This window comes from Pseudomonas sp. NFACC37-1, assembly GCF_900101575.1.
GTDB lineage: Bacteria > Pseudomonadota > Gammaproteobacteria > Pseudomonadales > Pseudomonadaceae > Aquipseudomonas > Aquipseudomonas fluorescens_AA.
The window spans coordinates 119418-141617 of sequence record NZ_FMUZ01000014.1; the positions used below are offsets into that span (position 1 = coordinate 119418).

The 22200-nt window shown below is 57.0% G+C and carries 10 protein-coding genes; 8 read left to right on the top strand and 2 right to left on the bottom strand.

Annotated elements, in window-relative coordinates; translation table 11 throughout:
• Nucleotides 1-2: 2 nt before the first annotated feature.
• From BLP82_RS16515 to BLP82_RS16530, 4 genes are all read left to right on the top strand, one after another.
• Nucleotides 3-734 (top strand): adenosylcobinamide-GDP ribazoletransferase, encoded by a 732-nt coding sequence (locus tag BLP82_RS16515; RefSeq protein ID WP_092170073.1) that lies wholly within the window; start codon nt 3-5, stop codon nt 732-734.
• A gap of 197 nt (nt 735-931) precedes the next feature.
• Nucleotides 932-2932, top strand: a complete 2001-nt coding sequence (locus BLP82_RS16520) for a hypothetical protein (RefSeq protein WP_139197867.1) — start codon at nt 932-934, stop codon at nt 2930-2932.
• A gap of 225 nt (nt 2933-3157) precedes the next feature.
• Entirely contained in the window at nt 3158-5398 is a 2241-nt protein-coding gene (locus tag BLP82_RS16525) for an autotransporter outer membrane beta-barrel domain-containing protein (RefSeq protein WP_092170082.1), read from the top strand.
• A gap of 203 nt (nt 5399-5601) precedes the next feature.
• Complete coding sequence (locus BLP82_RS16530) at nt 5602-7068, top strand: hypothetical protein (RefSeq protein WP_139197868.1); 1467 nt, start codon at nt 5602-5604, stop codon at nt 7066-7068.
• Between the two features lie 79 nt (nt 7069-7147).
• Here BLP82_RS16530 and BLP82_RS16535 read toward each other — a convergent pair whose 3' ends face one another.
• Both BLP82_RS16535 and BLP82_RS16540 read right to left on the bottom strand, forming a co-directional pair.
• Nucleotides 7148-12124 (bottom strand): RHS repeat domain-containing protein, encoded by a 4977-nt coding sequence (locus BLP82_RS16535; protein WP_092170090.1) that lies wholly within the window; start codon nt 12122-12124, stop codon nt 7148-7150.
• Between the two features lie 54 nt (nt 12125-12178).
• The gene (locus BLP82_RS16540) at nt 12179-12733 is read right to left on the bottom strand and encodes a hypothetical protein (RefSeq protein WP_092170094.1); all 555 of its coding nucleotides are present in this window, start codon (nt 12731-12733) and stop codon (nt 12179-12181) included.
• A gap of 211 nt (nt 12734-12944) precedes the next feature.
• Between BLP82_RS16540 and BLP82_RS16545 the strand changes: the two genes are divergently transcribed.
• The 4 genes from BLP82_RS16545 to BLP82_RS16560 all read left to right on the top strand — a co-directional run.
• Entirely contained in the window at nt 12945-14414 is a 1470-nt protein-coding gene (locus tag BLP82_RS16545; protein ID WP_092170099.1) for a hypothetical protein, read from the top strand.
• A gap of 42 nt (nt 14415-14456) precedes the next feature.
• A complete protein-coding gene (locus BLP82_RS16550) occupies nt 14457-17144 on the top strand; it encodes a fibronectin type III domain-containing protein (protein ID WP_139197869.1) in 2688 nt (895 codons plus the stop codon).
• A 59-nt stretch (nt 17145-17203) separates the two neighbouring features.
• Complete coding sequence (locus tag BLP82_RS16555) at nt 17204-19609, top strand: hypothetical protein (protein ID WP_092170107.1); 2406 nt, start codon at nt 17204-17206, stop codon at nt 19607-19609.
• Nucleotides 19610-19690: 81 nt separating this feature from the next.
• Nucleotides 19691-22200, top strand: a 2510-nt coding sequence (locus tag BLP82_RS16560; RefSeq protein ID WP_092170111.1) for a hypothetical protein, incomplete at its 3' end; no start/stop codon positions are given.

Below are 22200 nucleotides of genomic sequence, written 5' to 3' on the forward strand. Positions count from 1 at the left end.
GCATGCTGCCATTCTGGATCGCCCTGCAATTTCTCAGCAGCCTGCCGGTGCGATTGCCGGGCATGCCCGAACCTGAACAGCTGGGCCGTTCCTTGCTGTTCTACCCCTTGGTGGGCTTGTTGTTCGGCGGCCTGCTTTGGCTGCTCAACGCACTGCTGACCGGCGTACCGCCACTGCTTCACGCCGCGTTGCTGCTGACTGCATGGGTGCTGCTCAGCGGCGGCCTGCACCTCGATGGCCTGGCCGACAGCGCCGACGCCTGGCTCGGCGGCTTCGGTGATCGCGAGCGCACGCTGTTGATCATGAAGGACCCGCGCAGCGGGCCGATTGCGGTGATCACTCTGGTGTTGGTGCTGTTGCTCAAGTTCGTCGCGTTGCTGGCGCTGATAGAGCAGGGCCAAAGTCTGGCTTTGCTCATCATCCCAGTGCTGGGGCGCGGGGCGTTGCTTGGGTTGTTTCTTACCACGCCTTATGTGCGTGCTGGTGGGTTGGGGCAGGCGTTGGCTGATCATCTGCCGCGGCGCGCTGGGTGGCAGGTGTTAGCCGGTTGTGCGCTGGGCTGCGTGCTGGTGACTGGGTGGAACGGGATACTCGCGCTGGTGATTGCCTTGGGAGTGCTTGTTGGCTTGCGGCGGATGATGGTGCGCAGGTTGGGGGGCTGCACCGGGGATACAGCCGGGGCGTTGCTTGAACTGTTGGAAGTGGCGGTGTTGGTAGGGTTGGTTTCGGCCTGATTTAATCAAACCACCTGTCAACTCTGACAGTATCGGTGATCGCCAATAGAGTTTTAAATCATTGCCAGGCCCTTAGCGGCCATCCAATACCTACGAAGTGTCTGCGGACTGTTTTCTCGATCAGGTGGCTGAATTTATTCACGGCCAGGGCTCGCCCGTGGCTGGACATGATTCGACTCACGCGCGAGGGCAGGGCGATGACCAAGCTATACAGAACACGTCAGGGTGAGGAAAACCGAGACGCCTACACCCGGGCGCGCAGGGAACCCAAACTTGTGGGGGAGATGACAGCGCCCGGTGTTCTTGATGCGTTGCCTGGTGATCCGGATGGGTTGCTCCTCAGGAGAACGCTCGATGCCCCGATACGCATTGAAATTCCCATCTTTGACCTGGGGGACAACCCTGCCTTTCCCAGTTCCGTGTATTTCCAGTGGCGGCGGGAAAATAATGAAGAATACGAAACGATCAGCGACCCTGTTGAACTCAGGCCTGACGGGTCCGTCACTTTTCCTGTTCCCCAGCAAATCGAGATGGAGCATTTCGACGATCAGGAAGGGCAGTTCCTGTTGCGTTACCGTGCCACGCTCTGGGCCGGCAACGAGGATTATTCCTTAGATACTCGAGTCCGCCTGGATCGAACCGGGCCCTATCTGCATTTGCAGGACCCCCATGATATCCCACCCGTGGCAGTGCTGACTTCCAACCCCATCACCGATGCGACCTTGGACGCTGAGAATGGGGTGGAGATTGAGATTCCGGATTTCCAAGACCCGGACAGGGATCGAATCAGCGTAGCAGTCGGTTGGACCAAGGAAGTACCCGACCCCTCAGAACCTATCGTTCCTGACATTCTGCTTCCGTTGCCTCCGAGCCGAAAAGTGACGGTTCCCAGGGACAAGGTCGAATCCCTTCGTTCCGGCACCCATTACGTGACTTATGTACTGATCGACCCGGCACAGAATGTCAGCAAGCCATCGCGGGTACGGGACGTGCCCGTGGCCCTGGGGGGGTTGCCCACCAATCTTCACCCACACAGCGTACCGCTGGCGGACGATGGGCTGATCAATCGCGCCGACGCCAGTTATGGCGTGACGGTTGATTTCCGGCGCTACGACAACCCTCAGCCCGAGGACCAGATAGTCGTCGAGTGGGGGGGCACGACCCTGCAGCCCTTTCCGGTGGGTGAGGTTCCGCCAGACACCTTTAGGATCCCGGTGTCCTGGAACCGTTTGAAACAGGAATACGACTTCATTGCCCAGGGCGTGCAGACCGTTACCGTGGGTTATCGGGTCGAGCGCGCGCCACAGGTAGTCTTCCGGCCCACCCCGGCCACCATCGACGTCGATGTGGATTTCTCCATCACCGGGCCTGTCGAACCGGGTGACCCCGATCCAAATCCGGTCAACCCCTTGCTGGACAAGGTCAAGATCATCAGCAGCACCGATGCCGAAGATGAATTGACCGAGGCGGATTTCAACCGGCCGGCCAGAGCCCGGTTCAGGGCACCTTATCCAATAGTCGCCGGCGATACCTTCATCCTGTATTGGAAAGGCGTCGCGGTGGCCCATAAGTATGTGGCCGATGGCTCGGAACGGCCTGGTGCTGAAATCATCATCAATATCACCTGGGGTGAAATTGAGGACGGCGGTACAAATACCAAGCTGCCGGTGTATTACGCCATGACGCATCCCGACTCACCGAATAACGAGCACGAGTCGGTGACAACGGATGTCTGGGTCCATGCGGTTCCGATTGTGCTCAGCGAGCCGGCATTTACTGATATAGGTAACAGTCCTGTGCTTAATTGCAGCCACTTGCGCAGCGTGGGTGGGGTGGTGGGGTATAGGATAAAAGTCTCGCCTTCGCCCTTCCTGGTTACAGGCGAAGACATCACGCTACGCTGGAGGCCTTTCGAGGCCGATGGAACGACGCCTATCAGCGTAGCGGACAAGACTTCAACCATTCCCATTCCAGAAGGCGCGGCGACAGCAGGTCTCGACTGGTTCGTCGAGTATGACGCACATGTCTTGCCAACGGACCCTGGTTCAGGTACCAGACACGCCCAAATAGAAGTCGATTACACCATCCCCATCAATGGTTCGCCGGAACCTTCTATTAAACTGCGCAAAACCATGTCCATCGCGCTGGGTTCGGATGGTGCAACCTGCGACCTGGATATCGTTGTTCCGGCACCATGAAACCATCGTTCGCCCAGGATTGGGACGGCCAGTCCTGGGCGTCGGTGAGCTCCTGGGGGGAGGGAAGACGGTTAAGGAATAATCCCTGCGACAACAGGAATTTTCCTACATAGCGAATGGAGGTCAATCTGTAGTCTTCGGCACCTCTTCAGTAGTGCCGTCCAAGGTTATGGGGATTTACCTGCGGCGCTGGTGTTAAACCGGAATTTCTATACGGTACTTTCCATGACGTATGTAAAAACCTTTGCCCTGCGCCCCCTGACCCAGGCGCTGAAGCTTCTTTCCATCACGCCTTTGCTGGTGCTCAGCCCACAGACCCTCGCGCGGGTCATCGATGGCGGCCCTCCCGTGGTCATCGATGGCGGCCCTCCCGTGGTCATCGATGGCAGTACCGCGCCGGACAGCTACACCCTGCGCAACGAAGCCGAGTTGACAGCCAACGGCGCGTCCACTCGCGAAATCCTGGTGCAAAGTGGTTCCCAACTCAACCTGAACGGTTCAGCCGTCAACGCTAGCGGGATAGTCGAAGGCGTGCGCTTGTTGGAAAGCAAGGCAACCATCAACGGCAGCGCCATCACCAGCAACCGTACAGGCCTGCTCCTGACATACCAGGCGGGTTCTTCCATCGGTGCCGAGGCCATCGTTGCCGACAGCTCGATTACCGGTGGCACCCGTGGCGTGACCCTTGCCAGCCTGGGCGTGCTGGATCTGTCACGTTCGACCGTCACCGCGACCGACGGCAGCGGTATCGGCCTGCAAATGACCGAAGCTTCGGTGATAGCACGGGCCAGCACCATCAGCGGTGGCCAGAATGGCATCCTGATGATGTCCAGTGGCAGTGGCCCGGCCGGGGCGTCGCGCACCCTGGAGCTCGACGGCACCGATGTCGAAGGTTTGACCGGTGCAGCCATCAGTGTCATCGACCCCGGTGCAACGTCGGTGCCGGCAGACATCCTGATCAGGAATGGTTCGACCCTGACCGGGGGCAACGGCGTATTGCTGGAGGTACAGGGCGGGGCCAGCGCCAACGCCACCGTGGACAACAGCGATCTGGTGGGCGATGTGATCGTCGACGCCGGCAGCACGGCCAACCTCACCTTGCAGAACTTCGCGACCCTGACTGGGCGCCTGCAGAATGTCGAGACCCTGGACCTCAACAGCCAGGGCAAGTGGATCATGGTCGAGGACGGCCAACTGAACAACCTGAACATGGGCGGTGGTTCGGTGCAGTTCGGTCAGTCGAATGAATACCTGCGCCTGTCGGTGGCCAACCTCAGCGGCAATGGCAACTTCATCATGCACACCGACTTTGCCAGCGGGCAGACTGACTTCCTCGAGGTCACCGGCACCGCCACCGGCAGCCATACCCTGGACATCGCCAGCAGCGGCGCCGATCCGCTTTCCGACAAACAGATCCATGTGGTGCACACCGCCGGCGGCGATGCTGCGTTCTCGCTGCTCAACGGGCGGGTCGACCTCGGTACCTACTCCTATGACTTGCAGCAGGTGGGTGCCAATGACTGGTACCTGGACGCCGCCAGCAAGGTGATCAGCCCGGGCACTGCCTCGGTGCTGGCGCTGTTCGATGCCTCGCGCTCGGCCTGGTACGGCGAGCTGAGCACCCTGCGTACCCGGATGGGTGAAGTGCGCATGAACAGCGGCCAGGCCGGCGGCTGGATCCGCACCTATGGCAATCGTTTCGATGTTTCGGCCGAATCCGGCATGGCCTACAAACAGACCCAGCACGGCCTGTCCCTGGGGGTCGATACGCCGGTCCCGGCGTTGGGCGATGGTCAATGGGTGATCGGCCTGCTGGGTGGCTACAGCCGTTCCGACTTGCAGATCAAGCACGGCACCTCCGGCGAGGTGGACAGCTTCTATGTCGGTACCTATGCCACCTGGCTGGATGCCGACAGCGGTTACTACTTCGATGGCGTGCTCAAGCTGAACCGCTTCCAGAACGAATCCAAGGTGGCCCTCAGCGATGGCGCCAAGGCCAAGGGCAGCTACGACACCCATGGCGTGGGCACCACGCTGGAGTTTGGCCGGCATATCAAGCTCGACGACGGTTACTTCGTCGAACCTTTTGTCCAGGCGGCCGCGCTGGTGGTGCAAGGCAAGGACTACTCGCTGGATAACGGCATGACCGCCGAGGGTCGCCGCAGTCATTCGCTGCTGGGCACGGCGGGTGCCACGGTGGGCCGGGATATCGACCTGGGCGGCGGGCAGATTCTCCAACCGTACCTGAAGGCGGCCCTGGTGCATGAGTTTGCGAAGGAGAACGAGGTCAAGGTCAACAACACCCGTTTCGACAACGACCTGTCCGGTTCGCGCCTGGCCTTGGGTGGCGGGGTGGCGATGAAGGTCACGGACAAGGTCCGGTTACATGCCGACCTCGACTACAGCCATGGCGACAAGATCAAGCAACCCTGGGGCGTCAACCTCGGCGCATCTTATGCCTGGTGATCTATCGAAATAACGACAAAGGGCTGGTTATTCCAGCCCTTTGTCGTTTTTGCACACCGGGTTCCAAACGGGTTGTCAACCTAGCAGTTCTATCAGTACTCAAGTTGCAGAGTGCGGTGTTAAATGCTCGTTATTACGTCGGGGCTGATGGATGAAGTTGATAGTTCATTGGCATGTTTGTTCCTGCTTGAAGGAGTATCGCCATGACTGATGACAACTCTCCACGCCGCCTACTGCGTAAGCCGATTGTTTCAGTACTGCTGCCCGATAGTTCCGATTGGGACGAAACCGGATTGTTGCCGGTTGAGTATGTGGGTAATCCCTTGCGGGTTGAAATTCCACCTTGGATCGATTCACCGCAAAGCTCCGGTCTGAAGTCGTATCTACGGGTTTACTGGGATAACCTGCCCCGTCCCGTTTATGAAAAGGAATGGACATCGACTGACTGGGGGAGTGGAAACAGTCCTCCGCCTGCCGATCTGTTTTTCGATCTTGAGGCACGGCATGTTGTTCATGGTATCCATGACCTGCGGTACGACGTGACGCTTTTTCTCGGCAATTATGACCCCTCTGAACATCTGACGGTCACCATCGATGAAATCCCCCCCAACCTCGGCAGCGATCCCAGGCTGGTCTTCGACACCACCGAGGTGACCAACCAGTACCTGGACAACAACGATGACAAGTTGATGGGGGATGTGCCGCCGTATGCGGGTGGCGCCCCAGGCGATGTCATCACCTGGTACTGGAGCCAAGTTGCGTTTCCGGTGAACCCGGCGGATAAAGTCGATTCACGCACGTTGTTTCGTGGCGAAAGTGGCCAGCCGCTGCCGCTGGAGTTCCCGGGCACGTTCATTCGTAACAGTAACAATGGCGAGCGTTTTGCGTATTACCAGATCAGCGACCGCGCCGGTAATGTCTCCACCTCTCGCGAGGTGCGCCTGAATGTGAACATCCGGCCGCCTACGCCACGGCGTTTTCCCACCGTGAAGGAGGCGAGCAGTACCCCGTCGGGCACGGGCACGTTGAATCCATTCAACGGTGGCTCAGGGGTGACCGTGGTGGTGGAAGCCTCGGAGGTCGATCCCCACGAAGACGTCATCGTGGACTTTGTCGGCCTGGGCGGCGAGGACGGTGTCGGCTCCATCACGGGCGTGCGACCCATCACTGCCGGCGGGCTGGAGTTCGCCATCCCTGCGGCTGTCGTGGCGGCGAACATTCCGGTGGACAGCTCCGACTTGCGCAAGGTCGAAACCTATTACTGGCCCGGTACTTCCCCGCAGCATTCGGCGATTTATACCCTGCGCATCAACCCGTTCGCCGTCGGGGCGCTGGGGCAGGTGCATTGCCGCCAGGCGCAGGTGGGCTCGCCGGCGACTCTTTCCAAATCGGGTGTTCCGCCAGAGGGCGCGGACCTGGAAATTGCCAGGTGGATCTACCAGGCCCGGGGCCAGCGGATGAACGTGTGGGCCATCGCGGAAGGCGTGCGCACCGATTTCCAACGCGGGGTCCCGCATGGTTTCGATGGGACATTCAGCATGAAGATCGCGAAGGATTATGTGGATAGGCTGGCGCTTGATTCCATGTTTACGCTTTATGCGGGGGTGAGTTTTGATGGGGGGGAGAGTTATATTGAGTTCAGGAGTTTGGCGTTGAAAGTTGTGGCTTAAAAACGTCTGGGACTACCCGGTAGCGAACCTACCGGGTTTTTCAATGGTGCCATTGTATCGCTAGCTCTTTGAATAAAATCTAGTCAAGATCTCTAATCAAGGTTCCGTCCTTCGATACCTTGGCGCTAAATGACTTGACATTAAGTTTACCGTCAGTGACTTCGGATAGGACAGCATGCCACTTTCCGTCCCTGCCGTGTCTCACCTCCATATTTGCTCCGGAAAGCTCTGTTGCATCTGAAATGCCTTCCTCACCAGCGCGATTCCCCCCGGTCTGGACGTCATTTAGACTTTGGGGTCGATTTAGCTTGTTGGGTTTCGGTGGTGGAACAGGTTTTGGGCCGGATCCCGGGTAATCGGGGGGCGGTATGTAGGGAAGGGAATCTGCTCTTTTGCGTGCTGGTTGCGCGGAATCAGAGACCTGTTTAGGGGCGGTTTTTTTGACGCGATTGCGTACTAGCCCATTGCTTCCTAACCCTTCGGCGGCTGGGGCCGCCTCTCTGGTAGCAACATTGGCATTTCGCGTATTGAGCTGCGAATTGATATCACCGAAGCTTTTTTTGAGTTGGGTGTGCCAACTCTTCTGGGCGGCAATCTTCGCAGCAGCCTTTGCCGCCTGCCAGAGCCCAAAGAGACCAAACGCAACATCCACGCCGCCCGAAATCACCGAACTCATTGCCTTTTTTTCGCGATCTCGCAACCTTGTAGCGTGGGTAGCCATGATCCCTTCATACACACCATAGACACCCGTACCAACCCCCACCAAAGTGAAAGTACTCGTAACCCCTATCGCCAGCGCCCCAACCGGAGGCGCAATGACCACCGCCGCGATCGACAACGCAATACCAATCGCCGACAGCGCCGCGCCCAGCGCGCCCAGCCAGTTCACGCCGCGATTGGCATGCCCGGTGGGGTCGACGAAGTTGATCGGGTCGCCCGCCGTGTACATGTAGGGGTTGATCCCTCCGGCATCGAACGGGCTCAGCGAGTCCGGGCTGTGGAAGCACATCAGCGTCGGGTTGTAGGCGCGGTAGCCGCGGCCCAGCAGATACCAGCCACTGGTTTCATCGCGGACTTCGCCGTTGAAGCCCAGCAGGCATTGCAGGTCATCCTGCGGACGGCGCTCACCATAGGCGCCATATACGGCCTTGCGCAACTCATCCTGGCTGCTCTCGCCCAGCACGCTGTTTTTCGCATCGGTCAGCAGCAGCAGGGTTCGCTCGGGATCGTCCTGTTGCTGCTGGCCCAAGGGTTGGCCGTCGATTCCCAGATAATGGATCTTCCTGTCGCCTTGTTCGGTCCGGGTCAGGCTGTCGTCATCGTAGAAGCGTAAGGTTTCCTCGTCCGCCTCGCGGGTGACGCCGAACAAATGGTCGTGGGCGTCGTAGCGGTATTGGCTGACGGTCTTGCCGTCGCTGTCGGTGACGCGCAACAAACGACCCTGGCTGTCATACGTCAGGCGCTGGCCGTTTTCGTCGTGCAACAGGTTGCCATCCTCGTCGTAGTCGAGCTCGATGCTGTCCGGATAGTCGGGGTGCTTGTGGGTAATCCTGACCAATTGGCAGTGATCGTCATCGGCAAAAGTGCGCACGGTTTCGTCGCGGCTGCCGTCGGCGAACAGCGTGTAAACCTCGGTGATATTGTCCAGCGCATCGAAGGCGAACAGCTGTTCACAAATCCCGTTGCCGTAGCGGTCTTGGGGCAGTTGGCTGCCTTCGCAGTTGTACTGCACCAGCCGTCCGCGCGGGTCGTAGCCGAAGGTTTCGAGCAGTTCGGTTTCATCGCCCTGTTGCCGATGACGGCTGTGCAGCTTGCTGTCGGCCCGGTAGACCTGGATGATCGTTTGCTGCGGGTGACCACTGCTCAGGTTTATCTGGCGGAGTATCTCGCGGCCCTGGTCGTCGAAGCTCAGCCGGGTTTCCAGTGACTGCCGGGTATGGGTGTTCTGCGTGGTGATCAGGCTGATCTGGCCGAGGCTGTCGTATTCGAAAGCCGCGTGGATCTGGCCCTGGGTCACGCTCTTGAGCCGGGCCTTTTCGTCATAGTCATAGGTGCAAAGCAGGCCATTGTCGTTGGTGCGGGTCAGGGGGCGGCCGTTCAACGTATGGGTGTAGTGGCTTTGCCATTGTTTGCCCGAGCGCTTCTCGGTCCAGCTCTCGCGTCGCAGCTGGCCGGTGGAGCTGTAGTCGAAGCTGTGCTGGCCCTGAGTGTTTTCCGAAAGCGTGAGTTGCGCACTCTGCTGGTCGTAGTTAAAGCTCGACTGCTCGTCCGGGGCGATGCTGGCGACCGGTGCGCCGGTCAGTCCCAACTGGTACTCGTAGCTGATGGATTGGTTGCTGGCGGTGATCCGGGTATCCACCTGGAGTTGTCCGCCTTTGTACTGGAACTGTTGCAGGCGCGGGCCGACTTTCAGTGTGGTCTGGCGATCCAGCCCGTCGAAGGTCTGCGAGCCGACGCAGGTGCTCGTCTCATTGGCGACCACCTCAAGCTTGATGGGTAACTCATCGGCGCTGTGACGGGCGTACGTGCGATGGATTTCACTGTAGTCGGGCAATGTGGTGGCCTGCACCCGGCCGTACAGGTCGTAGGTGAAACGGGTGGATTCGCCCATCGGGTCGATCTGCTCGACACAATTGCCCAACCCGTCATAGAAAAACTGCATTTCGCTGACCGTCTTGCCCGCTGTGTCCAGCGCCTCGACTTTGTCTTCCTTGCCGAAGCGATTGAGCGTCGAGCGGGTCTTGCCCGTTATTTTCACCGGCGTGGCAACGCTCTCGCTCCAACTGCGCAGGGTTTGTGTGGGCGGGTCGTTTTCAGTGACATGCGCCACGCCATCGCTGCCGATGACCTTGTATTGCTCGCCCCAGGCGTCGTACTCGTAGCGGCTGGTCAGGGCAATATTCTTGCTGCCTTCCCAATCGATGTCGGTCTCGCTGGCCAGTTGTCCGAGGGCGTTGTAGGTCGCCCGGTAGGTATCTCGCAAGGCATCGGGTTCGCCGCCCATGGCATCGGCATCCTGACGCTGCACTTTCAATACGCGGTTCAAGCCATCCAGCCAGGTAATGGTTTCGACGCCCTTGGCATCCTTGGCCCACTGCTGCGCCTGTTGCTCCGGTGCATGGGTCAACGTGTAGCTGTAGGTGCGCTTGGCGTGGTAGGCGGTTTCCGGCGCCACGCTCTCCTCGATAACCCGGCCCAGGCGATCGTATTGGTAGACGATCTCGGTGCCGACATCATCGGTGCTGAGCAGTCTGGCGCCATTGAGCAGCGAGTGTTCTTCGATGATCGTTTTGCGGATTGGCGCACGGGGTTGGTCGTCATAGCCGACCAGGGTGGTTTCGGTGCGCATGACCATGGCCCCGGTACGGGCGCTGCGGGTCATGCTGTAGGTGTATTCGGTGGTGGTCAGGGTATCGTCCTGGCCGTGCAGCGTTTGCCGCATTTTGCTGAGCAACCCGTGCTGGCGGGGATCATCGGGGTTGACCAGATACTCATGGGCGATACGGCGCAACTCGGTCTGTGGTTGGTCGTCCACCACCTGGAACAGGGTCTCGTCGCTCAAGGCCAGCCAACGGTCGCTGCCGGCGAGCCCGGGGTATTCAACGTAGCGATAGCAGGTTTGCAAAACAGGCGCATCACCGTATTCGGAAGCTGCCGGCGTGACGGTCTTGCTCTTGATATTGCGCACGAACCCGTGCGGATCGGCCGGGCAGTCAGCCTCGCCCAAGGCGCTGTACCAGGCGTTGGTTTCGGTCACGCCATTGGCATTGACCTGCACCAGCAGGTTGCCGAAATCATCGTAGGTGCTGGTCGTCACTTCACTGTGCCGGGGCACGGTGGCGGCGGCATTGCGCCAGGTCTGGGTCAGGCGCTTGGGCAACTGGAAGTAGGTCGGTTGGTCCTTGAAGTCATCCAGCGGGTCGCCGTAATACTCGGTCTCGGTCACCAGCAGGGAATCGTCCTTGCCCGGTGCGCTGGCTTTTTGCGAAGTCTCTTCAAGCACCTGCAGATGAAACCGGTTGAACACCCGGCGGGTGGTTCGTATCGGTTTCTGGGCCAGGGCGTCCCAGAGAATCTCGCTGGTTTCATAGCGATAGCCCCGGACCACGCCATCGCGATACAGGTTATCCAGGCCATTATTGGTCCAGGTGACACCACTGCCATAACCGAGAAAGTTGTTGCCGGTGCGATCGTACTCATAATGCGTTTCGATGATCGGTTGCCCGAATCCCGGATCGATCTTGTGCCAGTGGACCCGTGGCAGCGTACGGTCGAGCACGCCTGGGAAGGAATGCGGTGTGCCTGAATAGCTGACGGTTTCATGGCCGCCAGCGGGGGTACGGACCTCCTTGAGCAGGGTCAGGCCGCTCAGGGAAATGTATTCGAAACGCCAGGACGCCAGATCGTCGGTGGGCAGCACCACGCTTTTGGTTTCGCCGCCGAGGATATTCAGCACGAACAGGGCTTCCAACGCGGTGTCGGGATACAGCTTCACCTCCAGGATGTTGGCGCTGCGTTCCAGCCTGAGCAGCTCGGTACGGTCGGCATTGCGGATTTTGTTCAGCAGTGGCTGGGTACCGAAGGCTGTGTATTCCAGGGTCACGCTATGACCCTGGGGCGAGAGCATTTCCACCGGCATCGCGACCTGGCCCTGGCCCACCTGGAGGATTTCCACCAACCCGGATTTATGCACGACCTTGTAGCGTTGATCCCCCAGGTCGTGGAAGTGAAAGGTATCGAGTTTCTTTTCCGGGATCTCCATGCCATCGGGCCCGGGATCGACCTTGAAGGTTTCTCCGGAATACAGGGAAAGTATCCGGCTGTGCGGGTTGTACTGGGACAGTTGCAGGTCCCAACCTTTGCCAAAGCCACTGTCGCTGGTGTTGAGCGCATTGAAATTCAGTTGCAGCGGTACGACTGGGCCACAGAGGTTATTGGCCTTGAGTTCGGGCAGGGAGATGGCGCAAGTGTATTGTCCGGTGCGAGGGTCGACCTGGCTGAGGATGAAGTTCATGAAGTTGAAGGCGTTGGAGGGCACGGAGGTGGCGGTGGTCATGGGGGTGGTCCTCGGTGTGCGCGGTGATGGGGCTGCCTGTTGAAAGTGTTTGGATTAGTTAGCGGGTTGTGAGCGTTCGATGTAGACGCAACTGAGGCGCTCGTTGAGGTTCTTACTGGCTAGATCAGAACCTACAAAAACGCCGTCGGCTTCAACGCGCAAATTCTTCCCGCCGATCAGCTCTCCCGGGCGCAGGGTTCGCAATGAGTCGATGGACTGTGTCACGGCGCTGTGAGGAGTCCAGTCAGTGGGTTGCTTGACGGTCTTCAACAGGAAGAAAAAATTACTCGGGACTTTTCCATTAGAGCAGGACTCATTTTCAAAGAACTGAATCAATGTTGCCGAGGGCACATTTTCCAGCCAGAAAGTTGAAACCATATTATTTTCACAGTATTGATTCGGTCGGCTGAAATCCGCTGTCAGGGTTGTTTCAGGGATTGCCAGAATGCACTTTTCTTCGCCTTTGTCATTATTAAAGTGAATGCTCCCGAAAGCATTTTTTGTGGTATTACCCCGGTCGGGTGCCACGCACGAAATAGTGCCGAGAGCACTGACACTGATAAGCGTCATCCAGGCACAAGTTCTCAACATCGATTTAAGCGAGTTCATGGTCGGATACCTCTCTTTAAATTGACCGAGGCTGTTTAGAAGGGGCGGCTGCACAGTTACCTTCTGGTCGAATCTAGCACTCACAAGAACCTTTGGAACCTAGTAGTTCTGCTAGTACCCAGCCAGATTGGCCAAGCGTATAAATAAAAAAAACTCAGGTATTAGCACGGGCAATTGTCCGGCTATCGGCATTGATTTGAAGGGTGGCAATATGACTACAAGCCATATCAAAGACGGAAAAAAAAGGCCGACCAAACCTCGTCAGGATGGCCTGCTACCCGCGCCGCAAATCAAGGAATCCCACGACCAGCACCTGGATGCCGACAAGATCGATGGCAGCATGACCCTCGCGGTCGTGCCCTATCCCGGCATGGCCAACGGTGATGTGGTCCGCTTGTTCTGGGTGGGGACCCGTGCCGATGGGATCGCTGGCCCTCCGGTCAATCTGCCAGCCAAGACCTTGAGCGATAGTGATACCGACCCGAGCAACAACCCCGGCTCGGTGCTGACCTGGACCGTGTTGAAATCTAATGCCGCGGCGGTGCGCGGCGGCACTATCGCCCTGCGCTATCAGGTCGATTACGCGTCCCCCTCGCAGCCCGATGACGAATCGGTGGAACGCACGATCCTGGTCACGCCACCCAGCACACCCGAACTGCCAGCGGCGACTGTCAAGGACCTGACCGGCAGCGTGATCAATCCCATCCAGTTCCCCGAAGGGATCCGGGTGGTGGTGGCGCCTTACCCGGGGATCCTCGCGGGTGACGATTTGCTGGTCTACGGCACACGCACCGGGTTGGGCAGTGGGCAGAACAAAAACACGGTCCAGTATTTGCGCATCGACCAGGCGATGATCGACAGCGGCCGGATCGAGGTGCCGATGCCGCTTCAGTGGCTGCTCGACAATCAGGGCGGCGCCGTCAGCCTGCGCTATCAGTATGCCCGTGACGATGCCGCCGGATCCGGCGAAACCCTGGAACTGACGATTCGCGAACCGCTGGTATTGCCGACACCCACGGTCGACAACAGCGTGGTCACCGAGGGCCGTGACGAGTTGAACCCGATCACCGCCATCAATGGTGCCTTCATCAGCATCCCGCCGAGCGCGACCATCGGTGACGATGACTCGGTCATCGCCCATTGGAAAGGCTTTGGGGCCGAGGGCTCGTATGACGCGGTGGATCCTGCCCAGACCAACCCATTGAAATTCAAGGTGCCTTCGACGGCCTTGCCGCCGAACTTCGGCAAGACGGTGGAAGTGACGTATAGCGTCTCCGGCCAGGAGGCCCAGCCCCCGTTGCAGTTGTTCGTGCGTGAGCTGACCAGCCATCCGGCGATTACCTGCGAAGGCGCCCAGGTCGGCTCGCCGGCGACCCTGAGATTGTCCGCTATTCCCCCCGGCGGTGCGTTGTTGAGCCTGGGGCTTTGGTCGTTCATTTCAACGGCCCAAAGCGTGCGCCTGTGGTTGACCTCCAGCGCCATTGCCGAGCGCGACATCATTGCCGTGCGCCAGGTCCTGCCCGCCGAGACGACTTCGGGAGTCACGGCGCGCCTGACGACCACGCACCTGGCAGGAATCCCGGTTAATTCACTGTTCACTCTGCGTGCGAGCGTCAGTTTCGATGGCGGGCACTCGACTGTGGTGTTCAAGAATCCGCTGCAGTTGAAGTTATTGGATTGATTACCCATCCGTGCTCTTCATGGGCACAGGGACGATTGAATCATGAGCAAAATGTCGTTGACGAGTCTGATCGCCAAAATGCATGGCAGGACCTTGACCTGCGGGTGGGATGCGTTGGTGCTTTACGATCAACGCAAGACCAATGAGTTGTTGATGCAGCTGTATATCGAGCGGGTCAATAGCGAAAATGGCTATATCGAGCCCATGTCAATGGTCGCCCCTTGGGGCGAGGATGCCTACAAGGAATATATACATGACCTTAAGCTGAGCGCACCTCGCCTGTCGTTTGAAAATGCCGATCCCAAATTGGCGGCCAAGGCGCGGCTGACCATGGACATGATCGGTGGCATGATCGTCAGCGCCAAGAAGCCTCCTGGCGGGCCTTTTTACATATCGAAGTTACTCAAGATATTACCCGTCGGTGGTCCGCAACTGTGGATGGACCAACCCGTGACCAAGGCTGTGGTCAATGGGCTTGGGGATGTGCTGATCGACTTGGCGAAAGCCGATAACTTCAACGCAAACTTTGTGCTTGGCAAGCTTTCGATGGAAGAGGTCGGCAGTCGTTTCCAGTATTATTTTGAGGAGAATATTCCCGCCGAGATGAAGGTGTTTCCCCTCGGTCGTCTGGATGGCCAACTGAATGGCGTATTGACCCCGCAAAACTTTGAAGTGAGGTTGACCAAGTCCACTCCCACGGCCGTGATGGGCGACGAGCGATACGGCGAGGGCGCGGTGATGCTGTTTATTACTTTGAAGGGGGGACGCGATAGCAGCCGTTTTCCTGACGCGCAGGCGCCTTATTTGATACCGGCGGACGGCGGTGCCGCAAAATATACCGGCACTCTGATTTTGTCGAGCAAGGTCTTTGCTGAGTCAATTTTAAAACCTGCTCTGGAAAATTCCATCGGGAAAGACTTGGTATTGGCGGTTGTCAGTCAAGGCCAGGATTCTGCTTCAATGCCGCAGGCGATCTCTGGTGGAAGTAACATTGGTTTTGATACGGCGACGTATCCCTATTGGAGTGCGTCAAATCAAAACATTGGTTTTATCAACAGCAAGCTGGAACCGTTTGCTTATCAGTTCAAATGGTTGCCCGCCGTTCCCAGTGGCTTGAATGTTTTTTATGGTGCAAAGGGGAACGTTTATATTCAGTGGCTCGGTTCCGTTTCAGGGCAATGTAAGGTACCTGCCAGAAACCCAACGTATAACTTTGGCTATCAGTGCAGTCATACGCTGGAGATAGCGCTTGAAGCCGGTATAGATCCGGTAAGCAGTCACGTGGAGTTGGGCAATCCAGTCGCTGAGGTACTACGTATCCAGACCACGTTCAACGGGAGTGCCGGCCACTATTGGAATCAGGACGGTGAGTCCGAGACCAGAAGGCATATCGACGAAAGAGTCCGCTCGGTTATTGTCGGTGTGGTCGATAAAATCCAAATACCGTCAATCGACACCTTTACGCTGAGAAACCTTTTGTTTCCGGGGCACAACGCGCTCCATTTGACCAAGGCTTATGTTCCCGGCGACCTTGCCCTGTTTGGTGAAATCGACCCGCTACGCACCAGTGCGAAACTTTCTCCGCTCAACTCGACCGTTGAAGCTGGCAGCGGGTTTCAATTCGACCTGACCCCGATGCCGAGCAATGTGACCTGGTCGGCGCGGGATATCGATGGCCGGGTGTCGCTGCCGGAGGTCATCAGTGCGAGCGGATACTTTACCGCGCCATCCCAAAGCCAAATGCCCGAGGGCTTTCTCGCCATTGTGGTGACCGCGCGGGGCATGTTGGACGGAGCACCGGTGCAAAGCTCGGCGTTGGTTTCGGTGTTGGGCAGCATGGTCTTGACCAACCCTCTTTACGACAGCTGTGATCCGGGAGAAACGAAACAATTGACTGCCGAGTCCCTGGAAGGTGGCGCCCTGGAATGGAATATCCTGACGCCGCAATGGGGCTCAAGCTTGACCCCGGTATCGGGTGAACCGACCAAAAGAACCTATACGGCTGGCGGCAGTTCGGACCGCTATACACCGTTTTCCCTGGACAAGATCGAAGTCAGGCAAACGTCCAACGGCCAGGTGGGCTATATCCATATCCTGATTCAAAACCAGGCGGTCACCACGCCATTGCGAATTTCCGAGGCGAGCGACCCTGACAATGGCACGGTGCAGTTTGAACTGCGCGGCACGCCTGGCCCGGTCGACCCCTCCTGGGTGACCTGGAAATTGCTCGGTGGGCCGGGCACTTTCGATGAAAGTACAGGGTTTTATCGTGAACCGGCCTCCGTCGCGCCGGGCAGCTTTATCGTCGTGTCGGGTATGGTCCCCGACGAGTTCCAGGACATGCTCGCTGTTGCCGCGATCCCATTGCCGCTGAGCAAATATGTGGAATTGCTTGAAATCCTGAATGAGACGGTCCCGCCTGTAGATTCCTCTCTTCCGATTCCCGGAAACTTTCGCTTGGAACACAATAATTACTATCCAATCCAGTTTCAGTGGAATGCATCGAGTAATGCGGTCAAGTACAGGCTTTACCGATGGTGGGTACCGATCGCCGATATTACCGGTACCGAATATACCTCCAATGTTCAAGGGTATAACCGCTTTCATCTGCGTGCAGTCGATGCTGCCGGAAATTTATCCGAGCGAACGCATTACGTATATTTTTATCCGCCGGGCTATTTGTCCAACGAATCGGATGAGGCTATGTCAAGCGGCAAAGAGGATAAGTAAGCGGTTGGTCATGTAAATGGCTTAAAAATATTGCTGACGACGGACCGGAGTGACGAGTCATGAGTAAATTGACGTTAACGCAATTGATCAATCAGATGCAAGGCAAGTCCTTTACCAAAGGCTGGGACGCAGTGACGCTCTATGATCAACGCAAGACCAATGAGCTGCTTTTTCAACTGTATGTCGAAAGATTCAACAGTGAAGATGGTTATATTGAGCCAATCACCATGGACGCCCCTTGGGGAGATGGTACTTATGTAGAGCACATCTACGGGCTGAAATTAGGCGCGCCGCGTTTGTCTTTCGAAAACTCCAGTTCGGACTCGCCAGCCAAGACGCGCCTGACCATGGACATGATCGGCGGCATGATTGTCAGTACGAAAAAATACTCGGGAGGGCGGCTTTTTGTTTCCAGGATGCTGAAGGTGATGCCGGTAGGCGGCCCGCAGTTATGGATGGATCAACCGGTGACCAAGGTAAGGGTTTCCGGCCTGGGTGACGTACTGATCGATTTACGCGACGCTGACAATTTTAAAGCGAATTTTGTGGTTGGTAGTCTTGCGATGGCCGCCGTGGGTGAGCGTTTTGAAGAATACATCAAAGCGTTGGGTCCTAAATTGACATGGTTTTCCATAGGGCGCCTTGAAGGTATCGAGAACGGGATTCTGACTCCGCAGAACTTCGAAATCCGGACCATGAAATCCGATCCGAATGCTTTGTTTGGTGACGCGCAGTATGGCGATGGGGCAGTGATGCTATTCATTACCCTCAGGGGAGGGCAGGACGGCCCCGAATATTATACTTCCGAAGACCCCTATATGATTCCGGCTGACGAGGGAGGTAAGCGGTTTACTGGAGCGATGTTGCTGTCGAGCCGCGTTCTTGCGGACAAGATACTGAAGCCAGCACTCGAGGCTTCCATCGGGAAGGGGTTGCAGCTGAGAGTGGCGGATTCAGGTCGGGATATGGCTTCTACGTTGGAAGCTACGGCTGGTGGGGCAGATATAGGTTTTGCGACGGCGATGTACCAATATTGGTATGCACCCAGTCAAGGCTACGCTTGGGCTAATAGTAGGTTGGACCCGTTTGCTTACGTCTTTAGGAAAGTCGACGGCATATTCACGGGTTTAACAACGAATTATGCCACCCCAGGCGGCTTCGCAATCGACTGGAAAGGTATCGTGGCAGGACGCTGCAAGGTGCCTGCGGATAACCCAAGTCATGATTTTGATTATAGTTGTAATTATCATGTCGGGCTGAAACTTGAAGTTGTATTGGATGCCGAAACGAATTATGTGGAGCTAGGCAATCCACAAGTTTTACATGCGGAGGCGGATACCACGTTTGGGGGAACTCCTGGCTATTTCTGGAACATGGAAGGTGAGGAAGATACAAAGCGTCATATCAGGGATAGAGTCACGTCCACCATTTCTGATGTGGTTAAAAAGGTTGAAATTCCGTCCATTGACACTTTCCTGCTCAGGAACCTCCTGTTTCCCGGTCATAACGCCCTGCACTTGACCGAAGCCTTTAATCCCGGTGACCTCGCGGTGTTTGGCGATATAGATCCGCTGCGTACTACAGTGGTCCTTTCGCCGGCAAATTCAACGATCGAGGCGACCTACGGGTTTCAGTTCGCCTTGAGCCCAACGCCGGACAATGTCACCTGGGCGGTGCGCGACATTGATGGGCAGGTCGACATGTCGCAATTGATCAGTCCAAGTGGTTACTTCACCGCTCCGCAAGCAAACCAGTTACCTGACGGCTTCCTTGCTGTAGTGGTGACGGCCGAAGGAACCCTGAATGGGACGGCGTTCAAAAGCTCTTCACTGGTCACGATTCTTGCCAGCGCGATTGTCGCCAATCCGATATACGACGCTGGCGACCCGGGTGATAAGACTACGTTTACTGCCCAATCAGTGAATGGCGGAACCCTTGAGTGGATCAATCTCACCCCTCAATGGGGGTCAAGTCTGGAACCGGTGGATGATAAGCCCAACGAGCGGAGATACACCGCAGGGCCGGGTAGCAGCGATCCGAACGTTGCGTTTTACGTGGACAGGTTCGAGATCAAGCAAACTGTCAACGGGGTGACGACATCCGCCTACATCCATTATCTGATCACCAAGCTCGGCGTCACCACGCCCATGTGGATTTCCGAGGCAAGCGATCCCTCCACCGGTACCGTGCAATTCGAACTCCGGGACAGGGACGGTAATCCGGTCGATCCGTCCAGGGTGACCTGGAAACTGCTCGCCGGAGCGGGAACCTTTGACGATCAGACCGCGATGTATCAGCAACCGGCATTCGTTCCACCCGGCAGCCTTGTGGTGGTCACGGGGATGGTTCCGGGAATGCTCCAGGACACTCATGCCCTCGCTGCCGTTCCCCTACCGCTTGATCGATACGTGGAACTGATTGGCAGCGTGGGGAATACGCTCAAGTCCGATTGGGAATCTGAATGACATCCATATAAGTGCCGCACTGATCGGTACTTGTTGCCCTGTTTTATACACAGTCGATTTATATCGCTGAAGGCAAAAGCCATGACTACTTATTCGTTAAGTGCACTCACTGACAAAATGAGAGGCAAGTCGGTCACACTCGGTTGGGATGCCCTGGTATTCATGAATCGAGCCAAGGTCAACAGTTTGCTGGAGCAGCAATATATTACCCGCTTTAATCGCGAAAGCTTCCTCAAGCGTATCTTTGGCGCACCGCCCATGACGCCGGATAGCAGCGAATACCTGGAGATGAGTGGGTTGATCCTTAGCCATCCGCGCTTGAGCTTTGAAAAAGCCTCGCTGCGTGATTCCCGGGCCACTGCCACCATGGATATCGTCGCAGGCACTGTCTCCTATATACGCAAGGGCACAGGCCAAGTTCCCGGTGCGATTCTTTACAGCTATGTAGTCACTGTTAATCAGGGTTATACCTTGACCATGGATATCGACCTGGCCGCCAGCCGCGGTACGGTCAACGAACAGGGCAGGGTTATTGTTGATATTGGTACTGGTTATAACTGCCGTTGCAATCTGGTTACAGAGGACCGCGCCCAGGAAACCCTGGGGAATTTCTTCAAAGAGCTGTTTCTCGAACAGAAACCTGAAGACAGAATATATGAGCTGGGGATGCTTGATTTACGCGATGTCGATCTTCTGGCGCCGCGTTCCTTCCTGATCCGCACCATGGCTACGGACGAGGGCAAGAATCGGAATTCCGACGATTACGGTGAAGGGGCCGTGGTGTTATTTGTCAGGACCAAGGGCAATCCGAATGAAGGTGGCGACCCTAATGAACTTGCAGTGGATTATTTGATTCCCAATGATCGGCATCCGACGACGGGTAAGGCGATGTACTCGGGCTCGTTGGTGTTGGCCAGCCGGGTGGTGTTTGACTGGTATGTGCAGGATGCTGTTGAAAAGCATATAGACGCGAACTTAAGGCTAAGGTCGTCAGAGTCAAACCATGTGGCTCGCACATTAACTGCGGTTGCAGGGGGGTACAATATTCCGGGGTTTAGGTTCGTGTGGGCCAAGAAGATTGGCTCAGAGGTTAGCTTAAGTAATCGTGGCCCTATTTTTTTTGGCCTGGCTGATCCCAATCCAGAAAATTCACTTCAGATAACTTCGAATGAATCTTCGTTCCTTGAGTTGTCTCTCCAGGGCGGGCGATTGTTGCCATTCCATTTGCGTAAATGGCTGTGGTTGCATCCAACCGTCAATATTTATTGGGACGCTATAGCCACAGCTCGTGTGCAACTTGAATTTGTACCGGTATTGTCGGATTTAAATTATGTGAGGTTCGAGCAATCATCCGACTCGGTCATCGAGTTTCATGGGGATTGGGATCCAGAGGGTAAACTGAGTAACTTTCCTCCCTACCTTGAATTACCTGAAAAGTTGGAAGCAGCGTTAACACCTCCATTTCTGGAGATTATGAAAGCGTTCCACACTTTGGACTTGCCCGGTCTCAATGTCTTAGCCATCAGTAACTTGCTATTTCCCGAGCGCAATGCCCTGCAACTGACCGAGGCCCGATTGCCGGGCGACCTGCTGATGGTTGGGCAAATCGATCCAAAAGAAACCACGTTCACCCTTGATCCCTTGTTGCCGGTAGTGAAGGCGGGCGATTCGCAGACGTTCACGATTCGGCAACTGAGTCATCGGACTTCGAATGTCATCTGGAGCGTGCGCAGTGTCGACGGCAGTCGTGCGCTGGGGACCATCGATAACGGTGAATATGTGGCCCCCGATGTTCACCTGCTCGATGGCAGCGCCATACGCAACGTAGTCACCGCCAGCTACACCGATCCGGACACTGGTAAGGACGTCACGGCCTCGGCCTTGGTAGTGGTCGTGCTGACCAGTGTCGTAGTAACGCCTTCGATGTCGCTGATCCCTATGAGTGATCGCCGCGACGTGCGGCTCAAAGCAACTTCATTGGGCGCCGGACCATTCCGCTGGACACCGCGCAGCAATGTCGGTTCGCTGCAGGTCAATGGCGCCGAGGCGATCTATACGCCGCCGTCTTCGGATCTGCAGGATGGCACATTGGAGGCGGTGTTGATCGATGTCGAGGACACCAGCACCGGGGAGAAAGCCGTGGCTACGGTGCTTCTGCGTCAGGGCAACTTCGCGTTGAATCTGTCACCGGCCCTGCATCCTGGCTTACGGCCCAACGGTACCGCCCTGTTGAGACTGCCAGGTTCTCAGCGCCCCGAGCAGTTCACATGGGAAGTCGTGGCCGGGGAGGGCAGTATCAATGGGCAAACCGGGTTATTCACCGCGCCCTCGACGATTACGCTGCCTTACAGCGTGGTGAAAATCAGTGTTTCCGAAGAGTTTTTCGATCACTTTGGCTACAGCATCATTCACTTGTCCGAGCATGCCCGACAGTCGCAATGGCACGCCCTGGATACCTTCGATTTCGAAGTCAGCACCTATCCTCCAACGGTGTATGCCAATGGCTTGCAACAGGCCAAGGTGATGGTGCGGGTTCAGCCTGCTGGCGATGGAGAGTTGTCGGAGAGTGAAATCGAGAGCATCAAGCTGGT